This window comes from Paenibacillus pinisoli, from assembly GCF_003605435.1.
In the GTDB taxonomy this organism is placed as follows: domain Bacteria; phylum Bacillota; class Bacilli; order Paenibacillales; family Paenibacillaceae; genus Pristimantibacillus; species Pristimantibacillus pinisoli.
Genome location: NZ_QXQB01000008.1, coordinates 94858 through 109758, shown reverse-complemented (window position 1 = coordinate 109758; position 14901 = coordinate 94858). Strand labels below are relative to the sequence as shown.

At 52.1% G+C, this 14901-nt stretch carries 17 protein-coding genes; all 17 read right to left on the bottom strand.

All coding sequences use genetic code 11. The features are described 5' to 3' along the window. Positions 1-4: 4 nt before the first annotated feature. The 17 genes from nuoK to atpB all read right to left on the bottom strand — a co-directional run bounded on the left by nuoK (position 5) and on the right by atpB (position 14895). Positions 5-307, bottom strand: a complete 303-nt coding sequence (nuoK, locus tag D3P09_RS25715) for an NADH-quinone oxidoreductase subunit NuoK (RefSeq protein WP_120114303.1) — start codon at positions 305-307, stop codon at positions 5-7. Next, complete coding sequence (locus D3P09_RS25710) at positions 308-823, bottom strand: NADH-quinone oxidoreductase subunit J (protein ID WP_120114302.1); 516 nt, start codon at positions 821-823, stop codon at positions 308-310. It lies immediately after the preceding gene. Beyond that, a complete protein-coding gene (gene nuoI, locus D3P09_RS25705; protein WP_120114301.1) occupies positions 824-1273 on the bottom strand; it encodes an NADH-quinone oxidoreductase subunit NuoI in 450 nt (149 codons plus the stop codon). Positions 1274-1295: 22 nt separating this feature from the next. Next, on the bottom strand, positions 1296-2309 hold the full coding sequence (nuoH, locus tag D3P09_RS25700; protein WP_120114300.1) for an NADH-quinone oxidoreductase subunit NuoH: 1014 nt from the start codon (positions 2307-2309) through the stop codon (positions 1296-1298). Then, the gene (locus D3P09_RS25695; protein WP_120114299.1) at positions 2309-3409 is read right to left on the bottom strand and encodes an NADH-quinone oxidoreductase subunit D; all 1101 of its coding nucleotides are present in this window, start codon (positions 3407-3409) and stop codon (positions 2309-2311) included. Before D3P09_RS25695 ends, nuoH begins: the two co-directional genes overlap by 1 nt. A 7-nt stretch (positions 3410-3416) precedes the next feature. Continuing rightward, entirely contained in the window at positions 3417-4256 is an 840-nt protein-coding gene (locus D3P09_RS25690; RefSeq protein WP_243644502.1) for an NADH-quinone oxidoreductase subunit C, read from the bottom strand. After that, the gene (locus D3P09_RS25685) at positions 4253-4771 is read right to left on the bottom strand and encodes a NuoB/complex I 20 kDa subunit family protein (RefSeq protein ID WP_120114298.1); all 519 of its coding nucleotides are present in this window, start codon (positions 4769-4771) and stop codon (positions 4253-4255) included. Before D3P09_RS25685 ends, D3P09_RS25690 begins: the two co-directional genes overlap by 4 nt. Further along, on the bottom strand, positions 4762-5127 hold the full coding sequence (locus tag D3P09_RS25680; RefSeq protein ID WP_120114297.1) for an NADH-quinone oxidoreductase subunit A: 366 nt from the start codon (positions 5125-5127) through the stop codon (positions 4762-4764). Before D3P09_RS25680 ends, D3P09_RS25685 begins: the two co-directional genes overlap by 10 nt. A 175-nt stretch (positions 5128-5302) precedes the next feature. Then, the gene (locus D3P09_RS25675; RefSeq protein ID WP_165867587.1) at positions 5303-7927 is read right to left on the bottom strand and encodes an S-layer homology domain-containing protein; all 2625 of its coding nucleotides are present in this window, start codon (positions 7925-7927) and stop codon (positions 5303-5305) included. A 352-nt stretch (positions 7928-8279) separates the two neighbouring features. After that, positions 8280-8681: a F0F1 ATP synthase subunit epsilon gene (locus tag D3P09_RS25670; protein ID WP_120114295.1), complete on the bottom strand. Its 402-nt coding sequence runs from the start codon at positions 8679-8681 to the stop codon at positions 8280-8282. Positions 8682-8705: 24 nt separating this feature from the next. Beyond that, positions 8706-10109, bottom strand: coding sequence for a F0F1 ATP synthase subunit beta (atpD, locus tag D3P09_RS25665; protein ID WP_120114294.1), 1404 nt, complete (start codon positions 10107-10109; stop codon positions 8706-8708). A gap of 32 nt (positions 10110-10141) precedes the next feature. Further along, positions 10142-11002 (bottom strand): ATP synthase F1 subunit gamma, encoded by an 861-nt coding sequence (gene atpG, locus D3P09_RS25660; protein ID WP_120114293.1) that lies wholly within the window; start codon positions 11000-11002, stop codon positions 10142-10144. Positions 11003-11158: 156 nt separating this feature from the next. Beyond that, on the bottom strand, positions 11159-12664 hold the full coding sequence (atpA, locus tag D3P09_RS25655) for a F0F1 ATP synthase subunit alpha (protein WP_120114292.1): 1506 nt from the start codon (positions 12662-12664) through the stop codon (positions 11159-11161). Positions 12665-12679: 15 nt separating this feature from the next. Then, positions 12680-13228, bottom strand: coding sequence for a F0F1 ATP synthase subunit delta (locus D3P09_RS25650; protein ID WP_120114291.1), 549 nt, complete (start codon positions 13226-13228; stop codon positions 12680-12682). After that, on the bottom strand, positions 13225-13710 hold the full coding sequence (atpF, locus tag D3P09_RS25645; RefSeq protein WP_120114290.1) for a F0F1 ATP synthase subunit B: 486 nt from the start codon (positions 13708-13710) through the stop codon (positions 13225-13227). The genes D3P09_RS25650 and atpF overlap by 4 nt, the downstream gene beginning before the upstream one ends. Before the next feature lie 86 nt (positions 13711-13796). Then, positions 13797-14015: a F0F1 ATP synthase subunit C gene (gene atpE / locus D3P09_RS25640; RefSeq protein WP_119802130.1), complete on the bottom strand. Its 219-nt coding sequence runs from the start codon at positions 14013-14015 to the stop codon at positions 13797-13799. Positions 14016-14124: 109 nt separating this feature from the next. Next, a complete protein-coding gene (atpB, locus tag D3P09_RS25635) occupies positions 14125-14895 on the bottom strand; it encodes a F0F1 ATP synthase subunit A (protein ID WP_120114289.1) in 771 nt (256 codons plus the stop codon). Between the last annotated feature and the right edge of the window lie 6 nt (positions 14896-14901).

The window sequence follows — 14901 nt, the reverse complement described above, 5'->3', positions numbered from 1 at the left end:
CTCTCTACCTCCTCATCCGATTGAATGCATCAATCAACACGGTGCCGCGTGCCCGGAAGAGCGCGATCAGAATCGCCACGGCAATCGCCGCCTCCGCCGCCGCTACCGTTATCGTGAAGATGGAGAAGAGCTGTCCCGTTAGCGAAGGGATGACGCCATACTTGGAGAAAGCGACCAAATTCAAATTGACGCCGTTCAGCATCAGCTCAAGCGACAGCAGAACGATAATGGCGTTGCGCTTAGCCAGCGCGCCGTACAAGCCTATGCAAAACAATATAGCGCCCATCGTCAGATAGGATGGTAGCATCTAGTCCGCCTCCTTTTTCGCCAAGGCAATCGCGCCTATGAATGCGACCGTCAGCAAGATGGACAACAGCTCGAATGGCACGATATAGCCGGTGAACAGCTGCTCGCCAATCGCCAGCGTATTGTCCTGCCCGGGGTCGAAGGCCCCGGCGCTCTGAAAGTCCGCTGTGCGGATGGAATAGAACAGCAGGCCGAAGAGGCATAGCGCGCCGACGGCGGCAAGCGTCTCGTGAAGCGGCTTGGCAGTCTCTACTGCTTCACCGTTATGCTTCGTCATCATGATGCCGAAAATCATCAGGATGGAGACCGCACCCGCATAAATCAATACTTGAACGAAAGCGACAAACTCCGCATCCAGCAGCACATACATGCCGGCCAGCCCCAGGAAAGCGGCTGCCATGGAGATCACCATATGGACGACTTTCTCCAGGCTGATCATCAGCACCGCCCCGGCGATAATGATAACTGCGAATATGAAGAAAGCTATATATTCTCCCGTTATGTCGACGTTGAACAATTACTTGGCGCCCCCTTTGGCCGGAGCGCCGATATTGTTATTGTCCTGGCGAACCAGCGTATTGTTGTCCGTCAGCCAGCCGGCATCCTTGTACAGCTCATCCCGGCTGTAGGCCGCCAGCTCGAAGTGATTGGTCATAACGATCGCTTCCGTCGGACATACCTCGGTGCACAGGTCGCACAGAATGCAGATCTCAAAGTTGATATCGAAGGTATCGATGACCTTGCCCTTCTTCTCCGGATCGGGATTCGGCTTGCCTGTCAGCGTAATGCAGTCGGTTGGGCATATTCGCGCGCATTGGTTGCACACGATACACAGATCAGGTATAAAATGCTGAATGCCCCGGAAGCGATCCGGCATCAGAAACGGCTCATCCGGATAAGAGGTGGTCACCTTCGGTGCCGTCAGCGCCTTCATCGTGACGCCTAGACCTTGCAGCAGTCCTTTCATGCTTCTCTCCCCTTTCAGACCCTTATTTCACGAACAGCTCCAAATAAAGCGCGGTGAGGAATACGTTGAGCAGCGCAACCGGAAGGAGCACTTTCCAGCCAAGACTCATAAGCTGGTCGACACGGACACGCGGGAAGGTCGCCCGTATCCAGAATAGCGAGAAGACAATAAAAGCGAACTTGAGCAGGAACCAGATAATGCCCGGCACAAAATCAAGGAACGGCGCGGGCGCATGCCAGCCGCCAAGGAACAGCACGGTCGTCAATGCCGCGATCGCATAGACGTATACATATTCGGCGAGCATGAAGAAAGCGAAGCGGAAGCCGCTATATTCCACATGATACCCCGCCACCAGCTCCGACTCCGCCTCCGGCAAGTCGAAGGGCGTCCGGTTCAGCTCCGATACCGCGGCTATAAAAAAGACGATAAATCCGATAATTTGCGGGAAGAGGTTCCAGTTCCAGAACCAGCCGCCATCCTGTGCCGCCACAATATCGCGCAAGTTCAGGCTGCCGCTTAGCAGAATGACGCCGACAATCGATATGACTAGCGGCACTTCGTAGCTGATCATCTGCGCAGCGGAACGCATACCGCCAAGCAAGGCATATTTGTTGTTGGACGCCCAGCCGCCAAGCACCATAGCAAGTGTGGTGATGCCCGACAAGGCGACGTAATACAGGAGACCGACATTCAGGTCGGCGAAATAAAGCTTCTCGGTGTAAGGAATAACGGCAAGCACGGTGAATGAAGGGATGAAGGCGAGAGCGGGCGCGATGATAAAAAGCAGCCGGTCCGCCTTTCGAGGTATAGTGTCTTCTTTGATGAGAAGCTTGAAGATGTCGGCTACCGTCTGGAACAAGCCCAGCGGCCCGACCCGGTTAGGCCCGATGCGAAGCTGCATCCAGCCGATGACCTTGCGTTCGTAATAAATGGCATAAGTGACAAAGCCTAATACAATAAGCAGGAACAACGCCGCCCACAGGAACAGAATCAAAGCGCTGCCCCACGTCAGAGGCTCGTTCAGCCATGCGCCCATCAGCAATCAACCTCCCCAACGACGATATCGATTCCGCCTAATATCGTAATCAAATTGGTCATCGTCTCCCCAACAAGCAGCTTGGGCAGAATTTGAAGATTCACAAATGAAGGCCTTCTGAACTTTAGGCGGTACGGCTCCGCCTTGCCTTTGGAGACGATATGGCAGCCAATCTCGCCGCGGGGCGATTCAATTCGCACGTAGGTCTCGCCCGCGGGCGGGCGAATGACGCGAGGCACTTTGCCCATCGTCTCACCGTCGCTTGGGAATTGCTCCAGGGCCTGCTTCAGAATACGCAGGCTTTGCCTGATCTCCTCCAGACGCACAAGGTAACGGTCGTAGCAATCGCCGTTGTGCCCGACGGGCACATCAAATTCGAAGCGGGAATAAAGGCTGTAAGGCTCCGCCTTGCGTAAATCCCATTTGACGCCCGTACATCTCAGATTGGCGCCGGACAAGCCGTGGTCGATCGCGGTGGCTGCATCGTACTTTCCGATCCCCTTAATGCGTGCCAGGAAAATTTCATTGCCGGAGACAAGCTTGTCGTATTCCTTCAGCTTCTTCTCCATATACGGGATAAAGTCGCTGACCTTATCCAGCCAGCCGGGAGGCGCATCCCACTTGACGCCGCCAACCCGCATGTAATTGTAGGTGAGCCTTGCTCCGCATAGCTCGTTGAACAAATTAACAATCGTCTCCCGATCGCGGAAGGCATATAGAAACGGGCTCATTGCGCCAATATCCAGCAGATAGGTTCCCCACCATACCAGATGGCTTGCTACCCGCTGCAGCTCCATCACAATTAAGCGCATAAATTCAGCTCGCAGCGGGACCTCCAGCCCCATCATCGTCTCTACGGCATGCACCAGCACATAATTGTTCGTCATGGCGGATACATAATCCATCCGATCGGTATACGGTATGATTTGCGTGAAATTCAGGCTTTCCGCCAGCTTCTCCGTTCCTCTGTGCAGATATCCCATTACAGGCGTCGCCTCGGTGATGACTTCTCCATCAAGCTTGACTACGATCCTGAACACGCCGTGCGTGCTCGGATGCTGGGGGCCAACGTTGAGCAGCAGTTCTTCTGTCCGAATCACCGGTTGCCTACACCTCCGAATCGAGCGGTTCATAATCTTTGCGCAAAGGATGGCCTACCCAATCATCCGGCATCATAATCCGCCTCAGATCGGGATGGCCAACAAATCGAATGCCAAGCAAATCGTAGATTTCTCGCTCATTCCAATTCGCCGTCGACCAGATGGGTGTGGCAGAAGGAACGGACGGCGCTTCCCTATCCGCCTTCAGCTTAATCGCGACATCCTGTCCGGTATCCAGCGACAGCAAGAAATAGACAACCTCCAGATGCGTCTCATAGTCAATTCCGGACACATTGCGGAGGTAATTGAATCCCAGTTCTCCGTTGTCTCGGAGCAACAAGCCCGTCTCCGGCCATCGCTCGGCCGCAATGACCAGCATTGGCATATCGGCGTTCAATTCGTTCAGACCGGATTCCTGGACGGTTCCGACACCGATCGTCTCCTCGATCAAGCGAACATAGCGATCCAGATCGCCTTGCCTTGGCGAAGGCTCCTTCGGCGTATCCTGCTCTGCCTGCGCCGCCTCGGCAGCTTCCGCTTCTGCTTTCGCCTTGGCTGCCGCTCTCGCCGCACGCGCTTCGGCAGCAGCCTTCAGCTTCGCTTCACGCTCCGCGTCTGCCGGAGAAGGCGCCGGCTTAGGCTCAGACTCTGCCGGCTCTATAGATTGAGCGGCAGCTTCTGCATCAGGCTTCGCCGCGCTGGAGGCCTCTTCTGCCGCCTTAGACTGCGCCGCTTCCTCAGCCGGAGGTGCCATCTCTTCGGCTATTGATTCAGAAGAAGCAGTGGCCTCCTCCTGCTCCTTCGAGCTTTGGGCCGCTTCAGGGCCCTTCTTTTCCTCCTCGCTCATCGGCTCGTCACCTGCTTTCCGGTCTTGGCCTCATAGCGAATTTTCTCCTGCAGCTTGTTGATGCCATAGATGAGCGCCGCCGGGTTAGGCGGGCACCCTGGAATATACACATCTACCGGCACGATCTGATCGACACCCTTAATGACCGCGTAGGACTTTACGTACGGGCCTCCGGCGGTAGCGCATGACCCCATGGCGATGACCCACTTCGGCTCCGGCATCTGGTCATACAGGCGGCGCAGCAATGGCCCCATCTTCTTCGTTACCGTGCCCGAGACAATCATGACATCCGACTGCCTTGGTGACGTGCGGAACATAACCCCGAACCGGTCCAGATCATAATGGGAAGCGCCCGTGCCCATCATCTCAATCGCGCAGCAGGCAAGACCGAATGTAAGAGGCCACAAAGAATTGCTCCTTGCCCACCCTTTCAATTGCTCCAGCGTTCCCATAAATACGTTGCGTTCCAGCTCCTTGCGCTCTTCGAGTGTAATTGACTCCAGGTTCAATTCCATTTCAGCACCCTCTTCTTCCATGCGTATAGAAGTCCCACGAGCAGCATTCCCGCAAAAATGACCATTTCGACCAGCACAAAAAGACCGAGCTTATTATACGCTACGGCCCACGGGTATAAGAAAACGGTTTCTACATCAAAAATGACAAACATAAGAGCAAACATATAATACCGGATGTTGAATCTGACCTGACCTTCGCCTACGGGCTCGTTGCCGCTCTCGTATGTACTTCGTTTTGGTTCGGTCGGCTTATGCGGCCTCAGCAGCCTTCCGACTGTCAAAGCCACGACCGGAAGCAAAATGCCCAGTACGAGAAAAATCGCGACGACGACGTAGTGGTTGACATAGTTATCCACACAATCGCCTCCGTTAAAGGATGGTATGCAGGATGTCTGTACGCTGTCTGTTCATGGCCAATTTTTCCTCACAATTATAACAAATCCTGTATCTGTCCGTCTATGATATGCTCCGTCCATCTTTAGATTGTATCGTAAAATAAAAGAATTATTACTGCAGACATCAAGCATGTATCTATTTTCTTTCTTTGATTTCCAGCATTTTAAGCAGAATAGCGACCGCCTCTGAACGCGTGGCCGTATCGTTCGGCACAAATGCATTGCCGCCGCGACCATTTGCAATACCAAGCTTGCGGAGTGCTTCCACATCGTCTTTCGCCCATATCGGAATGTCTTTGTCATCAGCAAAACCAGTTGTTGCACCTGTGTTGCGAGGCACATTCAAGGCCTTGGCGATCATCGAGGCCATCTCCGTGCGAGTTATTTGCACATCCGGTCGGAAGCTGCCGTCCTTATATCCATCAACAATTCCTGCTTTCAGGGCGAGCGAAACGGCTTGCTTAGCCCACTGTCCAATCTGATCATCGTCTGTGAATCCCGGCGCAGCACCCTGTTCATTCAGATTCAAAGCAGCTGCCAGCATGACGGTAAACTCGGCGCGTGTGACAGCGTCGTCCGGTTTGAACTTCCGGTCCGGAAAACCGATTATTATGCCCTGTGACACAGCTTGCTCGATGTAACTTTCTGCCCAGTGTCCAGCGATGTCGGTTAATTCGATGAGCGGGGCAGTTGGCTTCGCGAGCTCTCGATGAATAATCAGTATGTATTCACGCTTGGCACCATTCTCTGCATGCACAGTCAATACAAATTTGTTGTCTCCCTCTATTAAATTGACTTTGACTTTGTCTGTCATCACGTTGTCTCCCAAAGTCACATTTGCCATAACGTGTGATTGGATTGCCGCGATTTCAACTTGCTCGGCTTCTGTTCGAGCCGTATATTCTGCCGTTTCAGAGGAGAAGGACGGACTTAGCTTCAATTGGCCAACCTCTCCCCATACTTGCAAATCCATCAGGTCAGCATTGTTGGATAAAGGATAACCGCCTCCTGCCGATGAACGGGCTGTCGTTGCTTGGTTGCTTAACGCTTCGCCTTCATTTCCTTCTGCATCGAATGCCGTAACCTTGAACGTATAAGTCTTATTCGCGGTCAACTCATTCATAATGGCTTCATGCGTACTAGCGCTTACCGTTCTACGCTCGACATCATTGACATGAATCCGATAACCGCTAACTCCCGCATTATCCGTCGCCATTGGCCATGACAGCTTCACACTTGTTTGCGTAATATCCGATATTGCGAGGCGGCTGCCGTCCGGCCATTGCAGCGCTGCGCCCGACTTAATATGGGCGTCCGTCAGTTGAACGGTATACCATGCCTGAATCAGGAACTGTCCGTCCGTTTCATAGACTTCCAGATACTGACCCGCATGAACATTCGGTATATCAAGTCCTAGAGTATACATTGCCGCTTCAGCAGGAAGCACATCCCCTACTAACGGTCGAGCGTTACCATGATTACTCAACACATAGGCGAAGGTATGACCGGTCTGGCCGGGCTCAGCCGTCACAATCGTTGTGCCGATCGCGCTCCCGGGTTCAAGCTTGAAGCCTTGGATATCCGGGGCCGGTTCCTTGATGACAAGCTGGAGCATGGCCGCAGCTTGTGCATCACCTGCATCCTTAACGGTAAATTCGATATTGAAGCTTCCGGATTGCCGTGGCGTACCTTGAAGTAGACCGTTGCTGCTGAGGCTAATCCCTGCCGGAAGCCCGTCCGCTTGCCAGGTCAAACCGCCAGATGCTCCATCAAATGCCGTAAGTTTACTGGAATAGGGAATATCCTTATCCCCATTCGGCAAAGCCGTCGTCAAGATCGCCGGACGGAGAAACGGATAACCGTCATTTACGCCCGGATGAATCGCCCAGGTATGTACAAAGTCCCAATCTGAATAGGTGGATTGCTGCTTCATCTCGTCCGTTGCTTTACCAAATGCTTCAGTCGCACCTTCATAGAAAAAGCCGATGCCGTTCGATTGTCCTGTGGTCTCCGAATCGAAATAGGACTTCCAAATATTCGTTTTAACAAATAAGCTGCCCGCAAAGCCTCCCTGATATCTGGATCCCTGCAAACTTACTTTTCCCGTTCCATAGCCTTTATCAATCGTTCCTGAAACCATAAAACCAATAACTCCGCCCACGTCAACAAATTTATCCGCCTGATTCATGACCTCTCCTCTTGCGTAAACATCACTAATCGTTCCGGCTCCTTGCGCACCCACCAAGCCTCCGCTTATCGTATTGGGACCAATGCCGGCAATTACGGTTGCGGTGGAAGAGGAGTTGGTAATCGTAGAATATTGAGACTCCCCCACAAGCCCCCCTGTAATGCTGCTGATTGCCCCGAAACCAGAAGTCGCATTGACGCCAACTACTTTTCCATGAACGTAGCTGCGATCAATGCTGCCTCCATAGAGCTCCCCAATCATGCCGCCAGTCGTAGTACTGCCATCACTATTAAAGGTTCCGCCTTCAATGTCTACAGCTATGCCCAAATTTTTGACGATTCCGGAGGACTGACCGAAGAAACCGACATATTGCAAGGAAGTAAGAGGAATATGAATGCCCGAGACTCGATACCCATTACCGTCAAAGATACCGCTAAAACGTTCTTCACCATTCCCTCCAAAGGGAATCCAATGATAGCCAGACATATCAATATCGTTCATTAACTGAATATGACGTGACAAATATAACGATTGATTCTCGTCGATATAGGCCAGCTGTTCCGCTGTTGACACTTGCACCCATCCCTCTGACTCGGGTGGAACCAAGTCTGCAGCGGCTAACGCTCTTGGAGTAATGTATCCCGTTTGCCCAAGCATAGCAAACAGGACCGCCCCGATTAATAAAACAGAAAAACGCCTCATGTTCTGTTCAAATCCTCCTCACTCTTGGTGTATACCCGATCCAAAACTAAATTATATCTGAAATTGGACGAATTGAGATCTACCTCCGGTTATAGCTTCGGTTATAGACGCAAGCCCCAAAAAAGTTTCCATAGTATTTAATACTCGAATGGTTCTTATAAAAAAACAACCTGTAAGAGGCCGCTTTTTGCAAAGCGATCTCCTACAGGTTGTTGTACCGATGCTAAATCTTTTGTCTTACGTTCAAGCGGTTCATTGCGCGCTGCATAGCCATCTCGGCACGGCGGAAGTCAACCTCGTCCTGCTTGGCAGCAAGACGCTGTTGCGCACGCTGCTTCGCAGCTTCCGCACGTTCGATATTGATGTCCTGCGCGAGCTCAGCGCTCTCAGCAAGAATTACGATTTTGTCCTTGCGGACTTCGATAAAGCCGCCGTTCACAGCGACGATATCGACTTTGCCATCACGTTTGATCGTTACAGGAGCAATACGCAGCGGCGTCACAAGCGGAATGTGGTTAGGCAGAATGCCTAGCTCGCCTTCAACACCTGTTACGCTAACCATGTTCGCCGTTTCCTGATACACCTTACGCTCAGGCGTTACGATTTCTACCAGAAAGGTACTCATGTGGATTCCTCCCGCCTTTCGCTATTAAAGCGTTTTGGCTTTCTCCACGGCTTCTTCAATGACACCTACATAACGGAAAGCTTCTTCCGGCAGGTGGTCATATTTGCCCTCGAGAATTTCTTTGAAGCTGCGAACGGATTCTTTAACTTGTACGTATTTGCCTGGCGTTCCTGTGAACGGCTCAGCAACGTGGAACGGCTGGGACAAGAACAATTGGATTCTGCGTGCGCGGCCAACTGTTACTTTATCTTCTTCGCTCAGCTCGTCCATACCGAGGATTGCGATAATATCTTGAAGCTCTTTGTAACGAGCAAGAATCTTCTTGACGCCTTGAGCAACATTGTAATGCTCTTCGCCCAGAACTTCCGGATTAAGGATACGGGAAGACGAAGCGAGCGGATCAACCGCCGGGAAGATACCCATCTCGGAAATTTTACGCTCCAGGTTTGTCGTTGCGTCCAAGTGAGCAAACGTTGTTGCAGGAGCCGGATCCGTATAGTCATCCGCAGGAACGTAGATCGCCTGGATGGACGTTACAGAACCTTTTTTCGTGGATGTGATACGCTCTTGAAGCTGACCCATCTCAGTTGCCAGCGTTGGCTGGTAACCTACCGCCGATGGCATACGTCCCAGAAGGGCCGAAACCTCGGAGCCCGCTTGTGTAAAGCGGAAGATGTTGTCGACGAACAGAAGTACGTCTTTGCCTTCTTCATCACGGAAGTATTCAGCCATAGTCAGACCAGTCAGGGCTACGCGTTGACGCGCTCCTGGCGGCTCGTTCATCTGACCGAATACCATCGCTGTTTTTGGAAGAACGCCGGAATCTTTCATCTCGTGGTACAAGTCATTACCTTCACGGGTACGCTCGCCTACACCAGCGAATACGGAGATACCGCCATGCTCTTGCGCGATGTTGTTGATAAGCTCTTGGATCGTTACCGTCTTACCTACGCCGGCACCGCCGAACAAGCCGATCTTGCCGCCTTTTGCGTATGGTGCAAGCAAGTCGATAACTTTGATGCCTGTCTCAAGAATTTCCGCTTGCGTGGACAATTCGTCGAATGCAGGTGCTGTACGGTGAATCGGAAGATTGACTTCCGACGTAACGTCGCCAGCTTCATCGATAGGCTCGCCAAGTACGTTAAATACGCGGCCCAGCGTCGGAGCGCCAACCGGAATTGTGATTGGTGCGCCTGTGTCTACAACTTCCATGCCGCGAACAAGACCGTCTGTCGTGCTCATCGCAACGGCACGGACCATGTTGTCACCGAGGTGAACAGCTACTTCCAGCGTCAGGTTAATGTCCACTCCGCCTTGGTCGGCTTTGTGCACAATTTTGACGGCGTTCAAAATCTCCGGCAGGTTGCCGCGTTCGAACTCAAGGTCGACGACCGGACCCATGACGGATACAACGCGTCCTTTTTTCATTGCTTTCCCTCCTGCTTCCTTCTTATATGAACTTACGATTGTGCGTTAGCTCCCGCAACGATCTCGGAAATTTCCTGGGTAATCGCAGCCTGACGGGCACGGTTGTACGTCAGCGTCAGCTGGTTGATCATCTTCGTCGCGTTCTTCGTTGCGCTGCCCATTGCCGTCATACGAGCGCCAAATTCGGATGCCTTGCCGTCCAGTACCGCGCTGTAAATAAGCGTCTCCGCATATTTCGGCAGCAGCACTTCCAGTACGCCTTCCGGCGATGGCTCGTATTCATAAGCGGAAACCGTCGTACCCTCGCTGATCTCATCCAGAGGCAGCAGACGGGATTCCGTCGGGATTTGAGTAATCGCGTTTACGAATTGGTTGTAGTATAGATACAGTTCGTCATAAGCGCCTTCTGCGAACTTCTGTACAGCTGCAGTAGCAACTGTCTTGATGTCTGCAAAGGTTGGTGCATCGGACAAACCGACTACTTCTTCAACGATAGGCATGCTCCGGCGACGGAAGTAATCACGGCCTTTGCGGCCGATCACGAACAATACATACTCGTCGGTAGACGTATGCTTCTCTTGAATGGTTTGCGTTACTTTGCGCAAGATGTTCGCATTGTAGCCGCCTGCCAGACCCCGGTCGGATGTGATGACCAGATATCCCGTCTTCTTGATCGGACGAGTCTCCAGCATCGGATGCTTCACATCCTTTGTGCCTGCGGCGATGCTAGCAACAACTTCTTTCAGCTTATCCGCGTAAGGACGGGCAGCGGTAGCAGCTCCCTGCGCTCTTCTGAGCTTGGATGCGGCAACCATCTCCATCGCTTTCGTGATTTGCTTCATGCTTTGTTTGCTCTTGATCTCGCGTTTAATATCACGCATGCCTTTTGCCATTTGGTTTCACCCGCCTTCGTATGCCCTCGAATGCCTTCGGGGCGTGGTAAGGGCCTACGCCCGGACTTTAAGCGGACGGGCGTAGGGAAATATGTCTAAGCCTGTAGAGATTCAATCCGCACGGCAACATGGCCGCTCGCATTGAAGCCGACTCTACTAGGCGAAGCTTTTCTTGAATTGGTTGATCGCGTCAACAAGAGCTTTCTCGTTGTCAGCAACAAGATCCTTCGTGTCGCGAATAGAAGCGCCGATCTCCGGATGGTTGGAGTCCATGAATGCCAGGAACTCTCTCTCAAAACGGGAGATATTCTCAAGCGCAACATCGTCAAGGTGTCCCTTAACCGCTGTATAGAGCGAGATAACTTGCTTCTCTACCGGCATTGGCTGGTTAACGCCTTGTTTCAGGATTTCCATCGTACGCGCACCGCGGTTAAGGCGAGCGAGCGTCGACTTGTCGAGGTCGGAGCCGAACTGCGAGAACGCTTGAAGCTCACGGTAAGCCGCAAGGTCAAGACGGAGCGTGCCGGCAACCTTCTTCATCGCCTTGATCTGCGCGGAACCGCCTACGCGGGATACGGAGATACCAACGTTAACCGCTGGGCGTTGACCGGAGTAGAACAAGTCGGACTCCAGGAAGATCTGTCCGTCCGTAATAGAAATTACGTTGGTTGGGATATAAGCCGATACGTCGGACGCTTGCGTCTCAATGAACGGCAACGCTGTGATCGAGCCGCCGCCGAGCTTGTCGCTCAGTTTCGCAGCGCGCTCCAGCAAGCGGGAGTGCAGGTAGAATACGTCGCCCGGGTAAGCCTCACGGCCCGGAGGACGGCGAAGAAGCAAGGAAAGCTCGCGGTATGCCGCAGCTTGTTTAGTCAAGTCATCATATACGATCAAGGCATGCTCGCCTTTGTACATGAAGTACTCAGCCATCGATACGCCTGCGTACGGTGCAAGATACAGCAGTGGAGCCGGATCGGATGCGCCTGCAGTTACAACGATGGTGTATTCCAATGCGCCGTGGCGGCGAAGCGTTTCCACTACGTTCGCTACAGTGGATTGTTTTTGGCCGATGGCAACGTAGATACATTTAACGCCATTGCCTTTTTGGTTGATGATCGCATCGATCGCGATCGTTGTTTTACCCGTTTGACGGTCGCCGATGACAAGCTCGCGTTGACCGCGGCCGATTGGTACCATGGCGTCAATCGCTTTGATACCCGTTTGCATTGGCTCGTGAACGGATTTACGGTCGATTACGCCCGGAGCCGGGGATTCGATCGCGCGAGTTTGCGTTGTGTTAACCGGACCTTTGCCATCAACTGGCTGGCCAAGCGGGTTAACTACGCGGCCCAGAAGCTCGTCGCCTACTGGTACTTCCATGATGCGGCCAGTACGCTTAACTTGGTCGCCTTCGCGAATGTCCGTGTAAGGACCCAGGATAACGACACCCACGTTGCTTTCCTCAAGGTTGAGCGCCATACCTACAACACCGTTCGCGAACTCGAGCAACTCGCCTTGCATCGCGTTCTCAAGGCCGTGCACACGTGCGATACCGTCACCGACATTGATGACCGTGCCGACATCCACGACTTGAATTTCGGATTTATATTGTTCGATCTGTTGTTTAATCAGCGTGCTGATTTCATCAGGTCTGATACTCAATTCGTTCACCCCTATCTACAGTGCTTTAGAATTTAACGTTTTTTGTAAACGATCCAGCTTGCCGGACAGGCTTCCGTCATACAGACGGTCGCCGATGCGGACTTGAATGCCGCCAAGCAGCGCTGGCTCGACAATTTGCTGTGCAAGGATCTTCTTGCCTGTGATGCTTCCGAATTGCGCCGCAACGCCGGAAAGCTCTTCGTCTGTCAGCTTCTGCGCGGAGTAAACCGTCGCATGCGCCTGACCGAGCGCCTCGCCCGCAATCTTGGTGAACGCTTCGTATACCTCCACGATGATCGCTTGGCGACCGCGTGCGATGAGTACTTTCAGCGTGTCCAGTACGATTTCGGATACGTTGTTGCCGAATGCCGCTTTCAATACGTCGATCTTGGCGGATGGAGCAACGCTTGGCAAGGAGAGGAATTTCTCGATGTCCGCGTCCTGCTGTATAGCTTCGGCGATCAGCTTAAGCTGAGCCTCAACCTCGGAGACAGTTCCTGCGGCGGAAGCAAGCTCGAACAACGCTTTTGCGTAGCGCTTCGCTACGACCGTGTCCCGGCTCATTTGCTTCCAACCTCTTTCAGGTATTGATCAACAAGCTGCTCTTGCGACTTCTCGTCCACTTGCTTCTCGATAATCTTGGAAGCGATCTTCACGGAGATTCCGCCAACCTCTGTGCGAAGAGCGGCAATCGCTTTGTTCTTCTCGCTTTCGATATCCTTCAGCGCATCGTCTTTCAGACGGGCAGCCTCGTTCTTCGCGGATTGTACGATCTCGTCCGCTTGCTTCGTGCTTGTCGATCTTGCTTGATCAATAATCGCATAAGCTTCTTTGCGCGCTTGCTCGAGTGCAACCTTCTGTTCATCCAACGAAGCCTCTGCCGCTTTGCGGCTTGTTTCTGCCGTGCTCATTTGTTCTTGAATCAGCTGTCTGCGCTTTTCCATAACAGCGAACAATGGGCCAAATGCATATTTATTCAACAGCCATAACAGAACTAGAAACGCAACGATCGCGAAGACTGTCGACTCCCAAATAAACTTATCCATAGCTGCAACTCCTTCCTTACATGCTTGTAATCAAAACGAAGGCGAAGAGGGCTAGGCCTTCCCCGCCAATTCCAGGTCTCTAATTATTAGCCGAAGAACGCCAGGAAAGCGATAACGACGCCGATGATAGGTACAACTTCTACGATACCTACGCCGATAAACATTGTCGTTTGCAGCTTGCCTTGAAGCTCAGGCTGACGAGCGATACCTTCGATTGTTTTGCTTACGATCATACCGTTACCGATACCAGCGCCAAGTGCGCCCAAACCAACTGCAATTGCTGCTGCCAAAACTCCGTAATCCATTTAAAAATCCTCCTCAAAAATAGGTTTTTAGATTTAATGTCAGATCTTGTTTATAACTAATCCCGCGCAAGTAATCGAACCGATCCTTATACGGGGTTTAAACCCATGCTTAATGCGCTTCTTCTTCGTCGTGATGATGAATGGTCGCTTGCGAGATATACACCATCGTAAGAATCGTGAACAAGAAAGCCTGAATGCCCCCGACAAAGATACTGAAAGCTTGCCATGCTGCGAGGAATGGGAGACCCCATAGGCCTAGCATCAAGATCGTTGCAATCAGAACCTCGCCCGCGAAAATGTTCGCATATAGACGAAGAGCCAGCGTCAGTGGTTTCGAAATCTCCTTGATCAGGTTAAGAGGGAAGAAGATTGGGAATGGTTCGAAATAGTGCTTCAGGTAATGCTTGCGGTTCTCCTTCAGGCCCAGGTAATGAACCAGGAAGATCACGACAATCGCAAGGCCAGCTGTTACGGACAAGTCCGCAGTTGGCGATTTCCAGAAGGCAATATGCACGTGTCCATGATATTTCTCAAGCAGCTCATTCGTAATGCCAAGGAAGGCATTAGGCTCCGAGTATTCGAACACGACACCGAACGGAAGACCTAGCAAGTTAGAGATGAAGATGAACAGTATGAGCGTAAGTCCTAGCGATAGGTAGCGCTTTACTTTTTCCAGCGGCATCGTACTTGCAACGGTATTGTGAACGAATTCGATAATCCATTCCATGAAGTTTTGCATCTTGGACGGATTCTCGACCGACAGATTGCGAACCGCCAGACGAGCAAGCGCGAACGTAATGATCATGGTGACGATAATCGTTCCCCAAGTTGAGAAATCAATTCGAAAGCCGCCTACATCCCATACCGGAAATTCATGCATGTTAAT

What these genes read in the sequence shown, in the direction of transcription:
- atpE (WP_119802130.1), bottom strand. Translation starts at nt 14,015, where the DNA reads ATGGATTACGGAGTTTTGGCAGCAGCAATTGCAGTTGGTTTGGGCGCA.
- atpB (WP_120114289.1), bottom strand. Translation starts at nt 14,895, where the DNA reads ATGCATGAATTTCCGGTATGGGATGTAGGCGGCTTTCGAATTGATTTC.
- D3P09_RS25650 (WP_120114291.1), bottom strand. Translation starts at nt 13,228, where the DNA reads ATGAGCCGGGACACGGTCGTAGCGAAGCGCTACGCAAAAGCGTTGTTC.
- nuoI (WP_120114301.1), bottom strand. Translation starts at nt 1,273, where the DNA reads ATGAAAGGACTGCTGCAAGGTCTAGGCGTCACGATGAAGGCGCTGACG.
- atpD (WP_120114294.1), bottom strand. Translation starts at nt 10,109, where the DNA reads ATGAAAAAAGGACGCGTTGTATCCGTCATGGGTCCGGTCGTCGACCTT.
- nuoK (WP_120114303.1), bottom strand. Translation starts at nt 307, where the DNA reads ATGCTACCATCCTATCTGACGATGGGCGCTATATTGTTTTGCATAGGC.
- atpG (WP_120114293.1), bottom strand. Translation starts at nt 11,002, where the DNA reads ATGGCAAAAGGCATGCGTGATATTAAACGCGAGATCAAGAGCAAACAA.
- D3P09_RS25670 (WP_120114295.1), bottom strand. Translation starts at nt 8,681, where the DNA reads ATGAGTACCTTTCTGGTAGAAATCGTAACGCCTGAGCGTAAGGTGTAT.
- nuoH (WP_120114300.1), bottom strand. Translation starts at nt 2,309, where the DNA reads ATGGGCGCATGGCTGAACGAGCCTCTGACGTGGGGCAGCGCTTTGATT.
- D3P09_RS25685 (WP_120114298.1), bottom strand. Translation starts at nt 4,771, where the DNA reads ATGGAATTGAACCTGGAGTCAATTACACTCGAAGAGCGCAAGGAGCTG.
- atpF (WP_120114290.1), bottom strand. Translation starts at nt 13,710, where the DNA reads ATGGATAAGTTTATTTGGGAGTCGACAGTCTTCGCGATCGTTGCGTTT.
- D3P09_RS25690 (WP_243644502.1), bottom strand. Translation starts at nt 4,256, where the DNA reads ATGAGCGAGGAGGAAAAGAAGGGCCCTGAAGCGGCCCAAAGCTCGAAG.